Source organism: Streptococcus mitis (genome assembly GCF_002005545.1).
GTDB lineage: Bacteria > Bacillota > Bacilli > Lactobacillales > Streptococcaceae > Streptococcus > Streptococcus mitis_I.
On sequence record NZ_LBMT01000001.1, the window covers coordinates 1298570 to 1319756 of the forward strand.

The window sequence follows — 21187 nt, forward strand, 5'->3', positions numbered from 1 at the left end:
CATTCAAGTCTGTTTCCTATTTCTCATTGTAATTATAAACCATGGCAACATAAGAAAACGAGCATTTCCAACTGAGGAGGTGCTCGTTTTTTGATAGTTAGAAGTAGTTTTTATCCGTCTATTTAGAGTTGATTACAAGAAATTATTGACTTGAATGTGGATATAAGATTTATTCACTGATTATAATGTTTAAATAGTGCTCCAAAGCAAAGAATTATCCTCATGAGTATGAATCTTATAAATTAACTACCTCCAAACCATGTTCTGTCAAGCGATAGATGCTTGAACAGACCTCTTTTAAGAAACGACGGTCATGCGAAACAGTGATGATACCGCCTGGATAGGTTGCAAAGAGTTTTCTTATTTCAGGTTGAGAAGTTGGAGAAAAGTTTCGTGTAGGTTCATCCAGCAGGAGAAAGTTTGGTTTGCGCAGCACTAAATCCAAAAGCAGGAGTTTACCCTGTTGCCCGCCAGATAAGGAGCGAATTTGATGCTGCATTTCTGGATAACTGAAATTGAGACTAGCTAAGTGAGATTGGATTTTTTGTAGTTCCTCTTTTTCTCCAGTTTTGCTGAGGTAGGCTATTGGTGATAAATCCAATTGCAGTTTCTTGTGGTAATCTTGTGGCATAAAACCAAGTGAAATCTCTCTTTTATCATTCAGAAGTTGCTGTAATTTGGCTAACAGAGTTGATTTCCCAACACCATTTGGCCCGATAATACCGATTTTTTCTTGCCCACGGACAGTTAGTTGTAGTTTTTGAACCAAAACTCGGTCGCCAATTGCCAAATTTTCCTTTTCCAGTTGGATTAAGACTTTAGATGCCGGTAATGGCTGTATATCTGAGAAAAAAAGTCTAATTTCTTCCTCTTCAAGTGGTTTTTGGGTTATAGACTGAGCTGTCTTTTCAAAGCGTTTTTCTTGAGAGAGGACAGTTTTCATCTTTTTTGCCAATAGGCGACCGGCAGTACTGTCTTTAGTAGCTCGAAGCGCAGTTTCTACATTTTGCTTGACTCGCCGATGTTTTTCCATGGTTTTATCGTAGGCTCTTTGGTCGTTAGCTGCTTGCTGGCTTTGTTTGGCAAAATTAGCCTTTCTCTGTTCACTATAGCGATCATAGTCTAAGTGCTCTACTAGCGTTTCTGCTTCTTTACGGTGCTTGACCAGTCGCAAGTGAACAATAGTGTCTGCCGTTTGAGAAAGAAAGTCTTCATCATGGGAAATGAAAATAACGGTTTGCCTCATCTTCTGTATCTGTCTTTTTAGCCAATCAACCGTCTCAAGGTCTAGGTCATTTGAAGGTTCATCTAAAAATAGAATCTCAAAGGGTTTGGCTAACTCATGGATGAGCTGAATTTTCAAAGCTTCGCCCCCTGATAGACTGCCAATCTCTTGGTTGCTAGCGAAGCGATCGCCATCAAAATGCAATTCCTCAGCCAAACGATAGAGAATACTGTAGTCTAAATCAATAGAATCTAAAAAGAAGTAGTCGTGTAGAGATTGTTTTTTCAGCTCCTCGGGGAGTTTTTGAGGAATGTAGGCTATTGATTGATAATCAGAATGAATGTCTCCCCTGATAGTGAAATCAGGCAAAGCTTCCCCCATTAAAGTTTTAAGCAAGGTTGATTTGCCATTTCCTTCTTCGCCAATAATAGCGATCTTCTCTCCGTCTTGAATGCTCATGTTTAAGTCAGAGACAAGGTCTCGTAAATTTTTGTTTTGAGTGATGGTCAGATGATTGATTTTTATCATATTGTTGCCCTTTCTAGAATGTCCAATAGTGCATAACAAAAAGCTCTACTTTACCTAGTAGAGCCAAAGTCTATGTCAAAAAACTCTATTAATACTCTTCGAAAATCTCTTCAAACCACGTCAGCGTCGCCTTACCGTAGATATGGTTACTGACTTCGTCAGTTCTATCCACAACCTCAAAACAGTGTTTTGAGCTGACTTCGTCAGTCTTATCTACAACCTCAAAGCAGTGCTTTGAGCAACCTGCGGCTAGCTTCCTAGTTTGCTTTTTGATTTTCATTGAGTATAAAATGCCAGAAAAAGAGCATAAAAGAGCATATAAAAAGAGACAAAAACAAGATCTACTAAATAAAGGTTCTTTATTTGATAGACTTAGTTGTTCATGTCTTCCTTACCTCCTAGTATTGGTACCTCTATCCTATACCTTTCAGGATATTTTGTCAATAGAAAACAGACAATTCTAATCTCTAAAATCCGAAAACAGGTCCATAAAGAGTTAGTACGTGTTTGACATGCTCGTAATGGAATTTGTCGTAGTTTCGCCAAGCAATGCGTGCTTGGTCGTTCAGTTTTAGGCTACCTAATCCAATCAGAAGACTGGTGCGTTGGTAAAATTTCTCAAGGTCGATTAAGATACTGTTGTTCAACTTTTCCGCTTTTTTGAGCTCTTGCAGAGTAGTATTTAGCAGCTCTTGCAGTCGAATATCATCTGCCGTACCTTGTTTACAGTTTTGGTAGCTTTTATTTAACTCGGATAGGAGTTGGGTTGCATTTGTAATGAGTTCTTTGTCTTCCATAGGGGCATCATCCTTGCTATCATGTATTCTTGCCTATAGTATAGCACCAAAAAATATAGTGATAAATATATTAAAAAATCGAATGTTAATTACAAAGTTTGGTGGGCTGATTTGTAGCCTTTTCATGGTATAATCAAGAGAGTAAATCTTTATGGAGGAAGTATGAAATTAAATATTCAAGAAATTCGTAAGCAGTCTGAAGGCTTGCATTTTGAACAAACCTTAGACTTAGCCGCAGACCTGCGTGTACGAAATCAAGAAATTTTAGATGTAAAAGATATCCTTGCAGTTGGGAAAGTACAATATGAAGACCGTATGTATTTCTTAGATTATCAACTATCTTACACCATTGTTCTTGCTTCAAGTCGCAGTATGGAGCCAGTTGAGTTAGTTGAATCTTATCCAGTCACGGAAGTTTTCATGGAAGGCGCAACTAACCAGCTAGATCAGGAAGTTTTAGACGATGATTTGGTCTTGCCAATTGAAAATGGAGAACTTGACCTTGCTGAGAGCGTGTCAGACAATATCCTACTAAACATTCCTATCAAGGTCTTGACGGCTGAAGAAGAGGCTGGTCAAGGATTTGTTTCAGGAAATGACTGGCAAATCATGACAGAAGAAGAATACCAAGCTCAACAAGCAGTTAAGAAAGAAGAAAACAGTCCTTTTGCTGGCTTGCAAGGACTATTTGATGGAGACGAATAATGGTCTTGTCAAAAAAACGAGCACGAAAGGTGCTAGAAGAAATCATTGCTCTTTTTCCAGATGCCAAGCCCAGTCTTGATTTTACCAATCATTTTGAACTCTTGGTTGCGGTCATGTTGTCAGCCCAGACGACGGATGCAGCGGTAAATAAGGCCACACCAGGTCTCTTTGCTGCCTTTCCAACGCCACAAGCCATGTCTGTTGCGACAGAGGGTGAGATTGCCTCACACATTTCTCGCCTAGGACTGTATAGAAATAAGGCTAAATTCCTAAAAAAATGTGCCCAACAGTTACTAGATGATTTCGATGGTCAAGTCCCTCAAACACGTCAGGAATTAGAGAGTTTGGCAGGTGTCGGTCGCAAGACGGCCAATGTTGTCATGAGTGTGGGATTTGGGATTCCAGCTTTTGCAGTGGATACTCATGTGGAGCGTATTTGTAAGCACCACGATATCGTTAAAAAGTCAGCGACACCACTTGAGGTGGAAAAGCGGGTCATGGATATCTTACCACCTGAGCAGTGGTTAGCAGCCCATCAGGCCATGATTTATTTTGGAAGAGCCATTTGTCATCCTAAAAATCCAGAGTGTGACCAGTACCCACAGTTATATGATTTTAGCAATTTATAAGATGGTGTACCAAAAGTTTTTGCTTGATTTTAAGCATGCTTTGTGCTATAGTAATTGATAACTAAATATTCCTTTAAACCTGTCCCGTGAGGCAGGCAAGGAGCGCGATAAAGTAGAAGGGTGAAGTCTATACTGTTTGCAGTAGGGCTCGCTTAGCTATACATTTCAAGTCTCCTTGTTTAAGGAGACTTTTCTTTTTGGAGGTTTGTCATGAAGACAAAAGAAGTTGTAGACGAATTGACCGTCAAACGAGCGATTACGCGTATTACTTATGAGATTATCGAACGCAACAAAGATTTGAATAAGATCGTCTTGGCTGGTATTAAAACTCGTGGTGTCTTTATCGCCCACCGAATCCAAGAACGTTTGGAGCAGCTAGAAAATCTTTCAGTTCCTGTTGTGGAATTGGATACGAAACCTTTCCGTGATGATGTTAAAAGTGGAGAAGATACTTCTTTAGTTTCTGTTGATGTGACAGACCGTGAAGTTATCTTGGTGGACGATGTGCTTTATACAGGTCGTACCATCCGTGCTGCTATTGATAATATTGTCGGTCATGGTCGTCCTGCGCGCGTGAGTTTAGCAGTTCTAGTCGATCGTGGACATAGAGAATTGCCAATCCGTCCAGATTATGTTGGAAAAAATATCCCAACCAGTCGTTCTGAAGAAATCATCGTAGAGATGGCAGAACTTGATGGCCAAGACAGAGTTCTGATTACTGAAGAAGCTTAGAAAGCTAAAGGAGTAGCCATGTCAGAAAATCAACAAGCATTGAACCATGTGGTGTCCATGGAAGACCTCACTGTTGATCAAGTCATGAAATTGATCAAGCGAGGAATTGAGTTTAAAAACGGAGCTCAGCTTCCCTATGAGGACCATCCGATTGTTTCCAATCTTTTCTTTGAAGATTCTACACGGACGCATAAGTCCTTTGAAGTGGCAGAGATTAAACTGGGGCTGGAACGACTTGACTTTGATGTGAAGACCAGCTCGGTAAATAAGGGTGAGACACTTTATGATACTATCCTGACTCTGTCTGCCTTAGGAGTGGATGTCTGTGTGATTCGCCACCCAGAGGTTGACTACTACAGAGAGTTGATTACTAGTCCCACGATTACGACTTCCATCATCAATGGTGGAGATGGTTCGGGCCAACACCCTAGCCAGAGCTTGCTTGATTTGATGACTATTTATGAGGAATTTGGTTACTTTGAGGGTCTCAAGGTTGCGATTGCAGGTGACTTGGACCACTCACGCGTTGCCAAATCTAATATGCAGATTTTGAAACGCTTGGGAGCTGAACTTTACTTTGCTGGACCTGAGGAATGGAGAAGTCAAGAGTTTGCAGACTATGGACAGTTTGTAACCATTGATGAAATCATTGATCAGGTGGATGTCATGATGTTTCTTCGTGTGCAACATGAACGTCATGATAGTGGAGCGGTCTTTTCAAAAGAAGACTACCATGCGCAACATGGTTTGACACAGGAACGATACGATCGCTTAAAAGAAACAGCAATCCTTATGCACCCAGCTCCAGTCAATCGTGATGTAGAAATCGCAGATCACTTGGTTGAAGCACCAAAATCACGGATTGTCCAACAAATGACCAATGGTGTCTTTGTTCGAATGGCAATCTTAGAATCCGTACTGGCGAGTAGAAACGCCAACTAAAACACAAGACGTTAAAAGACGCCAGTGAGCGTCCACGAGAGGTGAAAATATGACAAAAAGACTTCTAGTATTAGAAGATGGAACAATTTTTGAAGGCAAGGCCTTCGGAGCAGATATCGATGTAACAGGTGAAATTGTCTTTAATACAGGTATGACCGGCTACCAAGAATCCATTACAGACCAGTCTTATAATGGACAAATCTTGACCTTTACCTATCCTTTGGTAGGAAATTATGGAATTAACCGTGATGATTACGAATCCATTATTCCAACTTGTAAGGGAGTCGTTGTTTTCGAAGAAGCGCGTCGAGCAAGCAACTGGCGAAATCAAATGACGCTGGATGAATTTTTGAAAGCCAAGAAAATTCCTGGTATTTCAGGAATTGATACGCGTGCACTTACCAAGATTATCCGTAAGCATGGTACCATGCGTGCAACCTTGACCCATGTTGGGGACAGCATGGACCATGTGACTGACCAGCTCCAAGCAACAGTTTTACCGACAGACAATATCAAGCAGGTTTCTACTAAAACATCCTATCCAGCTCCAGGAGTTGGTTTGAGTGTTGTCTTAGTGGACTTTGGTCTCAAGCACTCAATTCTACGTGAACTTTCTAAGCGTAACTGTAACGTGACGGTTGTTCCTTATTCGACAACGGCTGAAGAAATTCTCCATCTCAATCCTGACGGAGTTATGTTGTCAAATGGTCCAGGTAACCCAGAAGATGTTCCACAGGCACTGGATATGATTCGCGGTGTACAAGGAAAAATTCCAATCTTTGGTATTTGTATGGGGCATCAACTCTTCGCCATGGCAAATGGTGCTAAGACCTACAAGATGAAATTTGGTCACCGTGGATTCAACCATGCGGTACGTGAAATTGCAACAGGACGAGTAGACTTCACCAGTCAGAACCATGGTTATGCAGTTAGCCGTGAGGATTTGCCAGAGCATTTGATTATTACCCACGAAGAAATCAATGACAAGTCAGTTGAAGGTGTGCGCCACAGATACCAACCTGCTTTCTCTGTTCAATATCACCCAGATGCAGCCCCTGGTCCACACGACGCTAGCTACCTATTTGACGAGTTTATCGAGATGATGGAAGCTTTTAAACAATCAAACTAAGAACGAGTAAAAGCTCGTCGGAGAATTTATTTAATGGCAACCTGAGAGTTGCCGAATAGAAAGGCAGGTCGTTTCTTTTAGTCGCTATCAGGCGAACTAAAAACTCCCTGCACTAGATTTTTTACCGAAAAGTATCGTTTCGCTAAAAAATCGTCGGAGAATTTATTTAATGTCGCTCTGTGAGGCGACGAATAGAAAGGAGAAGATACATTGTTCGCGGAAGTGAACACGCCCTAAGAACTGTGTGAAAAAGATAAACATCGTCTTGACGCTGAAGGCGTCTGCACCGAGTTTCCTATTTTCGCTGTGTTCTTTACGGGCTTTGTATCATAAACTATGCCTAAACGTACTGATATTCAAAAAATTATGGTGATTGGTTCTGGTCCGATTATTATTGGTCAGGCTGCTGAGTTTGACTACGCTGGGACCCAGGCTTGCTTGTCGTTGAAAGAGGAAGGTTATGAGGTTGTTTTGGTTAACTCAAACCCTGCAACCATCATGACAGACAAGGAAATTGCTGATAAGGTTTATATTGAACCGATTACACTTGAGTTTGTGACACGTATTCTTCGTAAGGAGCGTCCAGATGCCTTGCTACCAACACTCGGTGGTCAGACAGGTCTCAACATGGCCATGGAATTATCTAAAAATGGTATCCTGGATGAGCTTGGTGTTGAACTTCTAGGTACCAAATTATCTGCCATTGACCAAGCGGAGGACCGTGATCTCTTTAAACAATTGATGGAAGAGCTCAATCAACCCATTCCAGAATCTGAAATTGTCAACACAGTCGAAGAAGCAGTTGCCTTTGCAGCAACAATTGGCTACCCAGTCATCGTCCGTCCAGCCTTTACTCTTGGTGGTACTGGTGGTGGTATGTGTGCCAACGAGGAAGAATTGCGTGAAATCGCTGAAAATGGTTTGAAATTGTCACCTGTTACCCAATGTTTGATTGAGCGTTCAATCGCAGGTTTCAAGGAAATTGAGTACGAAGTGATGCGTGACTCAGCTGACAATGCTTTGGTTGTTTGTAACATGGAAAACTTTGACCCAGTTGGGATTCACACAGGAGATTCCATTGTATTTGCTCCTGCGCAAACCATGTCAGACTATGAAAACCAAATGCTTCGTGACGCAAGCTTGAGCATTATTCGTGCACTTAAGATTGAAGGGGGATGTAATGTTCAGCTGGCCCTTGATCCACACAGCTTCAAGTACTATGTCATCGAAGTAAACCCTCGTGTATCGCGTTCGTCAGCCCTTGCTTCTAAGGCGACAGGGTATCCAATCGCTAAGTTGGCAGCCAAGATTGCAGTAGGTTTGACTTTGGATGAGGTCATCAACCCAGTTACAGGTTCAACCTATGCCATGTTTGAACCAGCCCTTGACTATGTGGTTGCCAAGATTCCACGTTTCCCATTTGACAAGTTTGAAAAGGGTGAGCGCCGTCTTGGGACACAGATGAAGGCAACTGGAGAAGTCATGGCAATCGGTCGAAACATCGAAGAATCTCTCCTTAAAGCTTGTCGTTCCCTTGAAATTGGTGTGCACCACAATGAAATGCCTGAACTTGCAGCAGTTTCTGATGATTCCTTGATTGAAAAAGTAGTCAAAGCCCAAGATGACCGTCTCTTCTACGTATCAGAAGCAATTCGTCGTGGCTACACACCAGAAGAAATTGCAGAGCTTACAAAAATCGATATCTTTTATCTCGATAAACTCCTACATATCTTTGAAATTGAGCAGGAGTTGGGTGCCCATCCACAAAATCTAGAAGTTTTGAAAACAGCCAAACTCAATGGCTTCTCAGATCGTAAAGTTGCTGAACTATGGGAAACTACAGCTGACCAAGTTCGCCAACTTCGTTTGGAAAACAAGATTGTTCCTGTTTACAAGATGGTCGATACTTGTGCGGCAGAATTTGACTCTGAAACACCATACTTCTATTCAACCTATGGTTGGGAAAACGAGTCTATCAAGTCTGATAAGGAATCTGTCCTAGTCCTAGGTTCAGGTCCAATCCGTATCGGTCAAGGGGTTGAGTTTGACTACGCAACTGTTCACTCGGTTAAGGCTATCCAGGCGGCTGGCTATGAAGCCATCATCATGAACTCAAACCCAGAGACCGTTTCTACAGACTTCTCTGTATCAGACAAGCTTTACTTTGAGCCATTGACATTCGAAGATGTTATGAATGTCATCGACTTGGAGCAACCAAAGGGAGTTATCGTTCAGTTCGGTGGTCAAACAGCTATCAACCTTGCGGAGCCATTGGCAAAAGCAGGTGTGACTATTCTTGGTACGCAAGTAGCTGACCTAGACCGTGCGGAAGACCGTGACCTCTTTGAGCAAGCCCTTAAAGACCTGGATATTCCACAGCCACCAGGACAAACGGCTACCAATGAAGAAGAAGCAGTTCTTGCAGCTCGCAAGATTGGCTTCCCAGTTCTTGTCCGCCCATCTTATGTACTTGGTGGACGTGCCATGGAAATCGTTGAAAACGAAGAAGATCTTCGTTCTTACATGCGAACTGCTGTTAAGGCTAGTCCAGACCACCCAGTTCTTGTTGATTCTTATATCGTTGGACAAGAGTGTGAAGTTGATGCCATTTCAGACGGAGAAAATGTTCTCATCCCTGGTATCATGGAGCACATCGAACGAGCTGGTGTTCACTCAGGTGACTCAATGGCCGTTTACCCACCACAAACCTTGTCGCAAAAGGTGCAAGAAACAATCGCAGACTATACTAAACGCCTAGCAATCGGTCTTAACTGCCTTGGAATGATGAACATCCAGTTTGTTATTAAGGATGAAAAAGTCTATGTTATTGAGGTCAATCCACGTGCCAGCCGTACGGTTCCATTTCTTTCTAAAGTGACCAATATCCCTATGGCTCAAGTAGCGACCAAGCTCATTCTTGGTCAAAAACTTGAAGAACTTGGCTACCAAGATGGACTTTACCCTGAAAGCACCCGAGTTCATATCAAGGCACCTGTCTTCTCCTTTACCAAACTAGCGAAGGTAGACAGCTTGCTTGGTCCTGAAATGAAGTCAACAGGAGAAGTTATGGGTTCTGATACGACTTTGGAAAAAGCTCTCTATAAAGCCTTTGAAGCTTCTTACCTACACTTGCCAACTTTTGGTAACGTTGTATTTACCATTGCTGATGATGCCAAAGAAGAAGCCTTGGACTTAGCTCGTCGTTTCCAAAATATTGGCTATGGAATCCTTGCGACAGAAGGGACAGCAGCCTTCTTTGCCAGTCATGGATTGCAAGCCCAACCTGTTGGTAAGATTGGTGATGACGATAAGGACATTCCAAGTTTTGTTCGCAAAGGAAGAATTCAAGCTATCATTAATACAGTAGGAACCAAACGAACTGCTGACGAAGATGGAGAGCAGATTCGCCGTTCAGCTATTGAACACGGAGTACCCCTCTTCACAGCCCTAGATACAGCTAATGCCATGCTTAAGGTGCTTGAAAGCCGTAGTTTTGTCACAGAAGCGATCTAGTTGAGAAATATTTTTCACAGTTTTAAAGCCAGCGTCAAAAAACGCTGGCTTTTGCGATATTAGTGCAGGCTATTCAACTATCAGTTCTTCACTCAAGGATGATTATGAATTGTGATACGATAAGAATAAATTGGGAATGGCTTATGATGTTAATCGTTCATCTTTTTTGTAATTCTAGTATATCAGAGTCAATATATATTTGCATGCTACTCCCTTTTGAAAAAATGGCTATTTCAGGTGAAAAAAACGACATTTCAGATTTTCTGTTCCAGAAAAAGCTATCGCTATGATATAATTATTTTATGATTATTACTATTCCTATAAAAAACCAAAAAGATATTGGCACACCATCTGATTCAGTCGTTGTTCTCGGCTATTTTGATGGTATACACAAGGGGCATCAAGAATTATTTCGCGTTGCCAATAAGGCTGCAAGAAAGGACTTATTGCCTATCGTCGTTATGACCTTTAATGAATCTCCAAAGATCGCTTTAGAGCCTTATCATCCTGATCTGTTTTTACATATTTTGAACCCTGCTGAACGTGAGAGGAAATTAAAGCGTGAAGGCGTAGAAGAATTATATCTCCTTGATTTTAGTAGTCAATTCGCTAGTCTCACGGCAGAAGAATTTTTTGCAACTTATATCAAGGCTATGAATGCCAAAATTATTGTTGCAGGTTTTGATTATACATTTGGTTCTGACCAAAAAACTGCAGAAGACTTAAAAGATTACTTTGATGGAGAAGTCATTATCGTTCCACCTGTAGAAGATGAGAAAGGAAAGATTAGTTCAACTCGTATCCGTCAAGCTATTTTAGATGGAAATGTGAAAGAAGCAGGAGAACTTTTGGGGGCACCGCTTCCATCAAGAGGTATGGTGGTTCATGGCAATGCTCGTGGTCGTACGATTGGTTATCCAACAGCTAATTTGGTGCTTTTAGATCGTACTTATATGCCAGCAGATGGCGTTTATGTCGTTGATGTTGAGATTCAAAGACAGAAGTATCGTGCTATGGCTAGTGTTGGAAAAAATGTGACCTTTGATGGAGAAGAAGCACGTTTTGAAGTCAACATTTTTGATTTTAATCAAGATATTTATGGTGAAACCGTTATGGTTTATTGGCTTGATCGCATTCGAGATATGACCAAATTTGACTCAGTCGACCAATTAGTGGATCAGTTAAAGGCTGATGAAGAAGTAGCTTGGAATTGGTCTTGAGCGTTTTAGAAAACCAAAAAGAGGTTGTTTGTAACCCAAAAGATAGATGAATAAGTCTAACTTTTGAGGTCACTACACTACCTCTTTTTATTCTTTTTCAAAGGTGAATCCTTCTCCAAGGATTTCATGGGCTTCTGTAATGGTTATAAAGGCTTGAGGATCGATTCGATGAATCATTTCCTTCATTTTCACAATCTCATTTCTACCGACAATACAGTAAATGATTTTCAAATTTTCTTTACTATAGTAGCCTTGACCAGAAATAAAAGTAACGCCTCTTCCTAGGTCATCATTAATCGCTTTAGCAAGTTGGTCAGGACGTTTTGTAATAATCATAAATCCTTTACCAGCATAGCCACCTTCTCCAATCAAATCAATGACACGCGAAACGATAAAATCAAATAAGAGCGTGTAGGAAACCAATCTCAAGTCCTTGAAGATTAGGAGAATGAGCATGAGAATACAAAAATCTAAGATAAAGAGCAGTTTTCCCATGGATATATGAGTGTATTTGTTGAGAATACGAGCTAGAATATCAGTACCACCAGTTGTACCTCCAGCATTAAAGATAATTCCAAGACCAATTCCCAATAGAATTCCCGCTATAAGTGCAGTAATCAGTAAATCACCTTGAAGATCAATATGAATGGGAATACGCTCAAAAAAAGCCAACCAAGCTGACAAAGCTAAGGTTCCAAGCAAACTAGAATAGAGAGATTTTGCTCCAAATATTTTCCAAGCTAGGATGAAAAGGGGAATGTTAATCAGCAAGTTCATGAGCGAAACAGGGATTTTAAAAAGATAAAAGGTGATAAGGGTAATACCTGTCGCCCCTCCTTCAAAGAGATGATGAGGAACTACAAAATAAGTCAGTCCAAAAGCATAAATAGCAGCACCTAGTAAAATGGTAAAAATGGGGTAAATTTTTTTAATCATAGGACACCTCTTTTCTTATAAGTTGATTATATCAAATTTTTACGGAAAATTTGAGTGACTCCATTAGGATTTTTAATCTTTTTTTGATATAATTAGAAGTAATAAAACCAATCTGAATCCTAAAATAGAAAGATTGATACTATGACAAAAATTAAGATTGTAACCGATTCATCTGTTACTATTGAACCAGAACTAGTAAAGCAATTAGATATTACGGTAGTTCCACTATCTGTAATGATTGATAATGTTGTTTATTCTGATGCTGATTTGAAAGAAGAAGGTAAATTTCTTCACTTGATGCAAGCAAGTAAGAATCTTCCTAAGACAAGTCAACCGCCTGTAGGTGTCTTCGCTGAAGTTTTTGAGGACCTATGCAAAGATGGTAGCCAGATTCTTGCTATTCATATGTCCCATGCTCTTTCGGGGACTGTAGAAGCAGCACGCCAAGGTGCCAGCCTATCTACTGCCGACGTGACAGTTATCGATAGTTCCTTTACTGACCAAGCCTTGAAATTCCAAGTTGTTGAGGCTGCGAAATTAGCACAAGAAGGCAAAGATATGGCGGAAATTTTATCTCACGTTGAAGAGGTAAAAAAACATACGGAGCTCTATATTGGTGTTTCTACTCTAGAAAATCTAGTAAAAGGTGGACGAATTGGCCGTGTAACTGGATTGTTGAGCTCACTTCTCAATATCCGTGTTGTCATGCAAATGAAAGACCATGAATTGCAGCCAATTGTTAAAGGTCGTGGAGCTAAAACCTTTAAAAAATGGTTAGATGAGTTGACAACATCTCTCTCTGAACGTTCTGTAGCAGAGATTGGAATTTCATATTCTGGTAATGCTGACTGGGCAAAAGAGATGAAAGAAAGTTTACAAGCCTATGTTGAAAAACCAATTTCTGTTTTAGAAACCGGTTCTATTATTCAGACTCATACAGGTGAGAATGCGTGGGCTATTTTGGTACGTTACCATTCCTAAAAAAATAAAGAAAATGCGAATAAACAGCGTTTTTAACTTGACCTATAAAGGATTTTAGGATATGATTATATTTGTTAATTAGAAATTAATTTGGAGGAATCATTAACATGGCAAACAAACAAGATTTGATCGCTAAAGTAGCAGAAGCTACAGAATTGACTAAGAAAGACTCAGCAGCAGCAGTTGAAGCTGTATTCGCAGCAGTAGCTGACTACCTTGCAGCTGGTGAAAAAGTTCAATTGATCGGTTTTGGTAACTTTGAAGTTCGTGAGCGTGCTGCACGTAAAGGTCGCAACCCACAAACTGGTAAAGAAATCACAATTGCAGCTTCTAAAGTTCCAGCATTCAAAGCTGGTAAAGCTCTTAAAGACGCTGTTAAATAATCAGCCTTTAAAAAGCCTATCATATCAAGCATTTGAGCTTGTGTGACAGGCTTTTTTTTTGCTTTTGGGGCAAAACACTATTTTTTTCACTTGTTTTAGGATGGTATCAATCTGAGTTTTTATTGTTTTATAAGAGAGATGAGTCTTTATTGTTTATCCGTAGGATGATCGACTATTTTAAATAATACTGTATTTCTAGCTTATGCTCTTCTAAAATCTCTTCAAACCACGTCAGCTTCACCTTGGATTATATATGTGACTGACTTTGTCAGTCTTATCTACAACCTCAAAGCAGTGCTTTGAGCAACCTGTGGCTAGCTTCCTAGTTTTCTCTTTGATTTTCATTGAGTATTATTTGTCTCAAGATCAAACCATGAAGGTGGATAATCACCTTCTCCGATATTTTATTGATTTTCAGTTGAAGTCATATCAAATATTTAAGTAGATAGAAAAGTTATATACTGTCTATTGAAAATATTATAAATCAGATACAAAGACAGGTGAAATCTTCTGTGTTATACTAGAGATATGTTAGATTTGAAAGAATACGGTATCGTCATGTGGCCGGAGGAGAAGATCATTTCTTTCCGTAAGAAACTTCTCGCTTGGTATGATGAAAATAAACGAGATTTACCTTGGCGTAGAAGTAAAAATCCTTATCATATCTGGGTATCTGAAATCATGCTTCAGCAGACCAGGGTGGATACAGTTATTCCATACTACGAACGATTCTTGGACTGGTTTACAACAGTTGAAAGTCTGGCGAATGCCCCTGAAGAGCGTTTGTTGAAGGCTTGGGAAGGTTTGGGTTATTATTCTCGAGTTCGTAATATGCAGGCTGCAGCCCAGCAGATTATGACTGACTTTGGTGGCCAATTTCCAAACACCTATGAAGGAATTTCCAGCTTGAAAGGAATTGGTCCTTACACTGCAGGAGCCATTTCTAGTATTGCTTTTAACTTGCCTGAGCCAGCTGTAGATGGTAATGTTATGCGGGTTTTAGCACGCTTGTTTGAGGTTAATCATGATATCGGAGTTCCCAGCAATCGCAAAATTTTTCAGGCAATGATAGAAATTTTGATTGATCCAGATCGTCCGGGTGACTTTAATCAAGCTTTGATGGACTTGGGGTCTGATATTGAGGCTCCTGTAAATCCTAGGCCGGAAGAGAGTCCAGTGAAGGACTTCAGTGCGGCATATCAGAATGGCACAATGGACCGTTATCCAATTAAGGCTCCCAAGAAAAAGCCAGTTCCTATTTATCTAAAAGCACTAGTTGTGAAAAATGCTCAGGGACAATTTCTACTTGAAAAAAATGAGAGTGAGAAGTTGTTGGCAGGTTTTTGGCATTTCCCCTTGATAGAAGTAGATGAGTTTCCGCAAGACGAGCAGTTTGACCTATTTCATCAGGTTGCAGAAGAAATTGTCAATTTTGGCCCCAGTCCAGAGGAGAGTTTCCAGCAGGACTATGACCTAGAAGTTGATTGGCTTGATGGTTGTTTTGAGACTGTTAATCATGTCTTTAGTCATCGTAAATGGCATGTTCAAATTGTAGCAGGTCAGGTGAGTGATTTCCATGATTTTTCAGATAGGGAAGTTCGCTGGCTTTCACCAGAAGAGTTTAAGGACTACCCACTTGCCAAACCCCAACAAAAAATCTGGCAGGCTTATGCAAAAGTCAACTTAGACAGGAGCAAAGACTAGCTATTGTGTCTTCTTGTTATTTTTTTGGTATAATAGTAGAGAAAAAGGTGAACAAATGAAAAAAATATTAATTGTAGATGATGAAAAACCAATCTCGGATATTATCAAGTTTAATATGACCAAGGAAGGTTACGAAGTTGTAACTGCTTTTAATGGTCGTGAAGCACTAGAACAATTTGAAGCAGAGCAGCCAGATATTATTATTCTGGATTTGATGCTTCCCGAAATTGATGGTTTAGAAGTTGCTAAGACTATTCGCAAGACCAGTAGTGTACCTATTATCATGCTTTCAGCGAAAGACAGTGAATTTGATAAGGTTATCGGTTTGGAGCTTGGTGCGGATGACTATGTGACCAAACCCTTCTCAAATCGTGAGTTGCAGGCGCGTGTTAAAGCTCTCCTTCGTCGCACGGACTTGGCTTCTGTAGATAATCAAGAATCAGATGAAAATAAAACTCAACCCTTGCAAATTGGGGACTTGGAGATTGTTCCAGATGCCTATGTTGCGAAGAAATACGGTGAAGAACTAGACTTAACCCACCGTGAATTTGAACTCTTGTATCACTTGGCATCTCATATTGGTCAAGTAATTACGCGTGAACACTTGCTTGAAACGGTCTGGGGTTATGATTATTTCGGAGATGTTCGAACAGTTGACGTAACCATCAGACGTTTGCGTGAGAAGATTGAAGACACACCAAGTCGTCCTGAATATATCCTAACACGTCGTGGTGTTGGTTATTATATGAGAAATAATGATTAAACTAATTAAAGATACAGTTTTAACCAGTGATTTTATCTTTATCCTCATTCTACTTGGCTTTATTTTAGTAGTGACCTTACTTTTGCTAGAAAATCGGCGGGATAATATTCGGTTGAAGCAAATCAATCAAAAGGTAAAAGACCTGATTGCAGGAGATTATTCTCAGGTATTGGATATGCAGGGAAGCTCTGAAATTACCAATATTACTAATAATCTCAATGATTTATCAGAAGTAATTCGTTTAACCCAAGAAAATCTGGAACAAGAGAGTAAACGATTACATAGTATCCTCTCTTATATGACAGACGGCGTCCTTGCGACCAATCGTCGTGGCAAGATTACCATGATTAATGACATGGCTAAGAAACAGTTAGGTGTTCAGAAAGAAGACGTTCTCAACAAGAGTATCCTAGAGTTGCTTAAGATTGAAGATGAGTATGAACTTCGTGATTTAATTACCCAAATTCCTGAACTCATCATTGATTCTCAGGATGCTAATGGTGAGTATCTGAGCCTTCGTGTTCGCTTTGCCTTGATTCGTCGAGAGTCTGGCTTTATTTCGGGTCTGGTTGCTGTTTTGCATGATACGACGGAGCAGGAGAAGGAAGAACGCGAACGAAGACTCTTTGTTTCCAATGTTAGCCATGAGTTACGGACGCCCTTAACCAGTGTTAAATCTTATCTTGAAGCCTTGGATGAGGGGGCTTTGTGTGAAACTGTAGCACCAGACTTTATCAAGGTATCTCTAGATGAAACCAACCGTATGATGCGGATGGTGACTGATCTCCTCCATCTCTCACGGATTGATAATGAGACCAGTCATCTGGATGTGGAACTGATTAACTTTACTGCCTTTATTACTTTTATCCTCAACCGTTTTGATCAGATAAGAGGGCAGGATGAAGAGAAGAAATACGAACTGGTGCGAGATTACCCAATTACTTCAGTTTGGATTGAGATTGATACAGATAAGATGACACAGGTGATTGATAATATTCTCAACAATGCTATTAAGTATTCGCCAGATGGTGGAAAAATCACAGTGACCATGAAGACGACTGATGATCAGATGATTTTATCCATCTCAGACCAAGGTTTGGGTATTCCTAAGCAGGATTTACCACGTATCTTTGACCGTTTTTATCGTGTGGATCGCGCTAGAAGTCGTGCCCAAGGTGGAACAGGTCTGGGACTGTCTATTGCCAAGGAAATTATCAAACAACATAAGGGCTTTATTTGGGCCAAGAGTGAATACGGTAAGGGATCAACTTTCACAATTGTGCTCCCTTATGATAAGGATGCAGTGAAAGAAGAAGTATGGGAGGACGAAGTAGAAGACTAGAATGAGTGAAACAGGCTTTAAATACAGTATTTTAGCGTCGGGTTCCAGTGGAAATTCCTTTTATCTGGAAACTCCAAAAAAGAAGCTTTTAGTGGATGCAGGCTTATCTGGTAAGAAAATTACCAGCCTACTTGCTGAAATTAATCGCAAGCCAGAAGACTTGGATGCCATCTTGATTACCCATGAGCATTCAGATCATATCCATGGAGTAGGCGTTTTGGCTCGCAAGTATGGTATGGATTTGTATGCCAATGAAAAGACCTGGCAGGCTATGGAAAATAGCAAGTATCTCGGCAAGGTGGATTCTTCGCAAAAGCATATCTTTGAAATGGGCAAAACCAAAACATTTGGAGATATTGACATCGAGAGTTTTGGTGTAAGCCATGATGCAGTCGCACCGCAGTTCTATCGCTTTATGAAAGATGATAAAAGTTTTGTCCTTTTGACAGATACAGGTTATGTCAGTGACCGTATGGCAGGGATTGTCGAAAATGCGGACGGCTATCTTATCGAGTCCAACCATGATGTAGAGATTTTGCGAGCAGGTTCTTACGCTTGGCGGCTCAAACAACGAATCTTATCGGATCTGGGTCACCTTTCTAATGAAGATGGTGCTGAAGCTATGATTCGGACGCTAGGAAATCGCACTAAGAAAATCTACCTTGGTCACTTGTCCAAGGAGAACAATATCAAGGAACTAGCTCACATGACCATGGTCAATCAGCTAGCGCAAGCTGATCTAGGAGTTGGAGTAGACTTTAAGGTTTATGATACCTCACCAGACACCGCAACACCATTGACAGATATATAAAAGAGGCTGGAAAAAGTCTTTAAAATTAAAGGCTCTTTGTCAACTGTAGTGGGTTGAAGAAAAGCTAAGATCTAGAAAGGGCAAATTTTGTCCTTTCTTTTTTGATATTGCGAATCGTGGAAATCTGTTTTTTGAAGTTTTCAAAGTTCCGAAAATCAAAGGTATTGTATTGGATAAGATTATTAGTCTCTCCTAATTTTATGTTGGAATAAGGTAATTGCAGGGCGGTGATGCTTTCTTTAGAAAGATTCTAAAAAAGCCTGAAAGCAAGAATGAGCTAGCTCTAAATTCTTCTCAATGAGTACGCAAAACCTTACTCTAGAAGTAAAAATGTAAGAGATTATAGTGGCGCTTTCATTCTTCTTAGCAACTCAAGAGTGCCTCCACAATCTCTTTAGTAGTTAAGCACACACGAAAAGTATCTTTACTACTATGCTGTTAGTAGGGTTTGATGACCATGTACTCATGAAATCTTTGATTAAATTGCTTCATGGTTTGCCATGACTTACAACTTGCCTTAAGTATTGAAATAGAACAGTCTGGTGGACTATTTTAGCCGGAATTTAGGAATATAATAACAAATGGTAAAAAAGATTAAGAATGATTTTAGCGTTTAGGACTTAGTATGAGAAAAAAGTTTTCAATATCAAGCAGTTGTAATAAAATGTAATTGTTCCATAGGATTCTTTCTAATGATTGTTTGATCGCTTTTCATTATAGATTTTATGGGACTTTTTCTACATCAAAATAGGCTCCATAATATCTATATGGGATTTACCCACTATAAATATTACAGAGCCTTTTTTTAGAATGGCAATTTCCCGGCGAAAGCACCTAATTTTTTCTTGGTCGTTTCATCGATTTGTTCAAGAGCAGAGTTGATGGCTTGAACAGTCATATCAGAAAGGGTTTCGAGGTCTTCTGGGTCAACGACAGCTGGATTGAAGTCAATGCTGACAACTTTCTTATCGCCAGTTAAGGTCGCTTGGACAAGATCTTGAGCAGATTTGCCAACAAATTGCATAGCTGCAAGTTCAGCTTGACTTTGTTCCATTTGTTTTTGAAGTTTTTGTGCTTGGCGCATCATGTTTTGCATGTTCATCATGGTAATTTATAGTTTCCTTTTATCTTATTTTTCTTCTTATTTTATCAATTTTGAGGTTAAAAGTCTAATCTTTTTTGAGTGAATTCATCTAGTAGCGAAAGGAATGTAGAGGAAATAAAAATATAGGATAGATATTCTAAGAGAATAAGAATATTTATCCTATATAGATACTAGATATTCTATGGCAACTTTAAGGGGTTACCGTCATTATTCTACCTTGTAGAAAAATCCCTCAGTACTACCATTGATAAGTTGGTGTCCAAACCATAAGCGGTCTTGTGTGATATCAGATGAGTCGGTATAGCTATCATCTGTAGAAGAGGTGACAGACATGGTTATAGGGATTCCTGCTGGTAAAAAGGCAATAGCTGCACCAGCACCTCCATCTTTAGAAACAGAATTTGCCTTAAGATAGTGGTCAATTTCTTTAGCATGTTCAATTGAAATTTTGGACTTATCACTTACTAAACCATTTTTGTCGAAAGTAAATTCAATACCTGAACGATTCCTCCAAGTGCCTGCGACACTAGAAAAATCTCCATTTTGAATTGCAGAAATATCCATTCCTTTACTTTCTGACGGAAGGGTTATTTCTCCATTTATGAGACTTGTCACAGATTTCCAAGAGAAATATCTTATGTCAAGGGAAGGTGGTTTTGTCCCCAGTCCCTCTTCTGTATCTGATTCGATAACTAAGTCTAATCGTGTTCCATTCTGATTTAACTTGTATAGTTTAAGTTGGATTTGATTAATAGATACTCGGGTAGATAATTGAAAATAACCATTTTCTAAAGGATTAAAATGTACTCGCTCTCCAATAAAATCCAGATTGTTTTCTGCATTGGTCAGTCGAATAACTTCACCATTTTTAAGAGTTCGAATATCTAATAAATCGTAATAGTTAGAATACGTTTTTAGGGCAATCAAAAGTTCGTCCGTACCGTCTTGGTCTAAATCATACAAGCTATACTGTAATCCAGAATATTCGTTAGGATAACCATTTTTTAAGTTTGCTTTTGAATTGACCTCTGTATGTGAAGTTGATGAACCATCTAGTACTTTGGCATATTCTTTAAGGACAGGATTATATAGGGTGTAATCAGGTTTCTTCTCTTCCGATGTAGAAGAAGTTGAACTAGTACTTGAAGCAATTGCTTCAGAACTTGTTGCAGAAGTGTTTTCACTCTGATGTTGGCAAGCCGTTAAAATAGAGATAGCTAAAATACTAATACTGAATAGAAATAATTTTTTCATATATTTAATCTTGTAATTCTAAGCCTTGGGCATCTTGGTGCCATTTACTACCAGTTTTAGACGTTAAAACTTGAATAGTAATCATAATATTCCAAATAGCATTTGCCAGTAAAACAAATGGCATTAAAATAGGAATGATAACTAGCAGAGTTAGAACGATACGCTTGTATCCTTGTTTAGTATTTCCAATGTAAAAATCGTAGGCACCAAACGCCCCTAAAAATAGGGCAAATAAGGCTGCGGCCAGTTTAGATTTATCACTTACTCCATTTGAATGTTGACTAGAGGCGGCTGGAGATGTGTTATCTATTTTTGAAACAATATAGTCGTCACCATTTTGATAAAATTCTACATAATCACCTACTTGTGGTTCAAAACCAAAACTTTTTCTTGAAATTGCAGTAAATTGACCATTATTACCTTTTCCAACATAAACTGTTTCATCTTCAATTTTTATAACTTTGTTCATATAATTGTCTCCTTAATTT

General features: G+C 39.6%; 20 protein-coding genes and 1 pseudogene. 13 read left to right on the top strand and 8 right to left on the bottom strand.

The window, feature by feature from the left end:
- Positions 1-235 precede the first annotated feature (235 nt).
- From QS39_RS06705 to QS39_RS06715, 3 genes are all read right to left on the bottom strand, one after another.
- Positions 236-1753 carry an ATP-binding cassette domain-containing protein gene (locus QS39_RS06705; RefSeq protein WP_077805013.1) on the bottom strand — a complete coding sequence of 506 codons (1518 nt, stop codon included), beginning with the start codon at positions 1751-1753 and terminating at the stop codon, positions 236-238.
- Between the two features lie 88 nt (positions 1754-1841).
- Positions 1842-2033 carry a hypothetical protein gene (locus tag QS39_RS11350; RefSeq protein WP_077805014.1) on the bottom strand — a complete coding sequence of 64 codons (192 nt, stop codon included), beginning with the start codon at positions 2031-2033 and terminating at the stop codon, positions 1842-1844.
- Positions 2034-2220: 187 nt separating this feature from the next.
- On the bottom strand, positions 2221-2550 hold the full coding sequence (locus tag QS39_RS06715) for a hypothetical protein (RefSeq protein ID WP_060805711.1): 330 nt from the start codon (positions 2548-2550) through the stop codon (positions 2221-2223).
- A gap of 162 nt (positions 2551-2712) precedes the next feature.
- On the opposite strand from QS39_RS06715, the gene QS39_RS06720 reads away from it, so the two are divergent.
- The 7 genes from QS39_RS06720 to QS39_RS06750 all read left to right on the top strand — a co-directional run bounded on the left by QS39_RS06720 (position 2713) and on the right by QS39_RS06750 (position 11420).
- A complete protein-coding gene (locus QS39_RS06720; protein WP_077805015.1) occupies positions 2713-3255 on the top strand; it encodes a YceD family protein in 543 nt (180 codons plus the stop codon).
- Entirely contained in the window at positions 3255-3884 is a 630-nt protein-coding gene (gene nth, locus QS39_RS06725) for an endonuclease III (protein ID WP_077805016.1), read from the top strand. Before QS39_RS06720 ends, nth begins: the two co-directional genes overlap by 1 nt.
- A 210-nt stretch (positions 3885-4094) precedes the next feature.
- Positions 4095-4616, top strand: a complete 522-nt coding sequence (gene pyrR, locus QS39_RS06730) for a bifunctional pyr operon transcriptional regulator/uracil phosphoribosyltransferase PyrR (RefSeq protein WP_000850023.1) — start codon at positions 4095-4097, stop codon at positions 4614-4616.
- 18 nt (positions 4617-4634) lie between these two features.
- Entirely contained in the window at positions 4635-5558 is a 924-nt protein-coding gene (locus QS39_RS06735) for an aspartate carbamoyltransferase catalytic subunit (protein ID WP_077805017.1), read from the top strand.
- Between the two features lie 49 nt (positions 5559-5607).
- Positions 5608-6687, top strand: coding sequence for a carbamoyl phosphate synthase small subunit (locus QS39_RS06740; protein WP_077805018.1), 1080 nt, complete (start codon positions 5608-5610; stop codon positions 6685-6687).
- A 336-nt stretch (positions 6688-7023) separates the two neighbouring features.
- The gene (gene carB / locus QS39_RS06745; protein WP_077805019.1) at positions 7024-10200 is read left to right on the top strand and encodes a carbamoyl-phosphate synthase large subunit; all 3177 of its coding nucleotides are present in this window, start codon (positions 7024-7026) and stop codon (positions 10198-10200) included.
- Positions 10201-10502: 302 nt separating this feature from the next.
- Positions 10503-11420, top strand: coding sequence for a bifunctional riboflavin kinase/FAD synthetase (locus QS39_RS06750; protein ID WP_077805020.1), 918 nt, complete (start codon positions 10503-10505; stop codon positions 11418-11420).
- A gap of 87 nt (positions 11421-11507) precedes the next feature.
- Here QS39_RS06750 and QS39_RS06755 read toward each other — a convergent pair whose 3' ends face one another.
- Positions 11508-12356, bottom strand: coding sequence for a YitT family protein (locus QS39_RS06755; RefSeq protein WP_077805021.1), 849 nt, complete (start codon positions 12354-12356; stop codon positions 11508-11510).
- A gap of 141 nt (positions 12357-12497) precedes the next feature.
- Here QS39_RS06755 and QS39_RS06760 point away from each other — a divergent pair, with 141 nt between their 5' ends.
- From QS39_RS06760 to QS39_RS06790, 6 genes are all read left to right on the top strand, one after another.
- Entirely contained in the window at positions 12498-13337 is an 840-nt protein-coding gene (locus QS39_RS06760; protein WP_077805022.1) for a DegV family protein, read from the top strand.
- Between the two features lie 107 nt (positions 13338-13444).
- Complete coding sequence (locus QS39_RS06765; protein ID WP_001284637.1) at positions 13445-13720, top strand: HU family DNA-binding protein; 276 nt, start codon at positions 13445-13447, stop codon at positions 13718-13720.
- 528 nt (positions 13721-14248) lie between these two features.
- Positions 14249-15424, top strand: a complete 1176-nt coding sequence (mutY, locus tag QS39_RS06775; protein ID WP_077805023.1) for an A/G-specific adenine glycosylase — start codon at positions 14249-14251, stop codon at positions 15422-15424.
- 55 nt (positions 15425-15479) lie between these two features.
- Positions 15480-16187 (top strand): response regulator YycF, encoded by a 708-nt coding sequence (gene yycF, locus QS39_RS06780; RefSeq protein ID WP_000722071.1) that lies wholly within the window; start codon positions 15480-15482, stop codon positions 16185-16187.
- The gene (vicK, locus tag QS39_RS06785; RefSeq protein ID WP_033676971.1) at positions 16180-17529 is read left to right on the top strand and encodes a cell wall metabolism sensor histidine kinase VicK; all 1350 of its coding nucleotides are present in this window, start codon (positions 16180-16182) and stop codon (positions 17527-17529) included. Before yycF ends, vicK begins: the two co-directional genes overlap by 8 nt.
- A 1-nt stretch (position 17530) precedes the next feature.
- A complete protein-coding gene (locus QS39_RS06790) occupies positions 17531-18340 on the top strand; it encodes an MBL fold metallo-hydrolase (RefSeq protein ID WP_000004961.1) in 810 nt (269 codons plus the stop codon).
- Between the two features lie 64 nt (positions 18341-18404).
- On the opposite strand, the pseudogene QS39_RS11555 reads toward QS39_RS06790, so the two are convergent.
- From QS39_RS11555 to QS39_RS06805, 4 genes and pseudogenes are all read right to left on the bottom strand, one after another.
- Positions 18405-18654 (bottom strand): annotated as a pseudogene (locus tag QS39_RS11555) (ISL3 family transposase); the annotation flags it as partial.
- A 491-nt stretch (positions 18655-19145) separates the two neighbouring features.
- Positions 19146-19445 carry a YbaB/EbfC family nucleoid-associated protein gene (locus tag QS39_RS06795; protein WP_000981526.1) on the bottom strand — a complete coding sequence of 100 codons (300 nt, stop codon included), beginning with the start codon at positions 19443-19445 and terminating at the stop codon, positions 19146-19148.
- A gap of 207 nt (positions 19446-19652) precedes the next feature.
- Positions 19653-20699: a DUF6287 domain-containing protein gene (locus tag QS39_RS06800; RefSeq protein ID WP_077805024.1), complete on the bottom strand. Its 1047-nt coding sequence runs from the start codon at positions 20697-20699 to the stop codon at positions 19653-19655.
- A 4-nt stretch (positions 20700-20703) separates the two neighbouring features.
- Positions 20704-21168 carry an NINE protein gene (locus QS39_RS06805; RefSeq protein WP_001045103.1) on the bottom strand — a complete coding sequence of 155 codons (465 nt, stop codon included), beginning with the start codon at positions 21166-21168 and terminating at the stop codon, positions 20704-20706.
- Between the last annotated feature and the right edge of the window lie 19 nt (positions 21169-21187).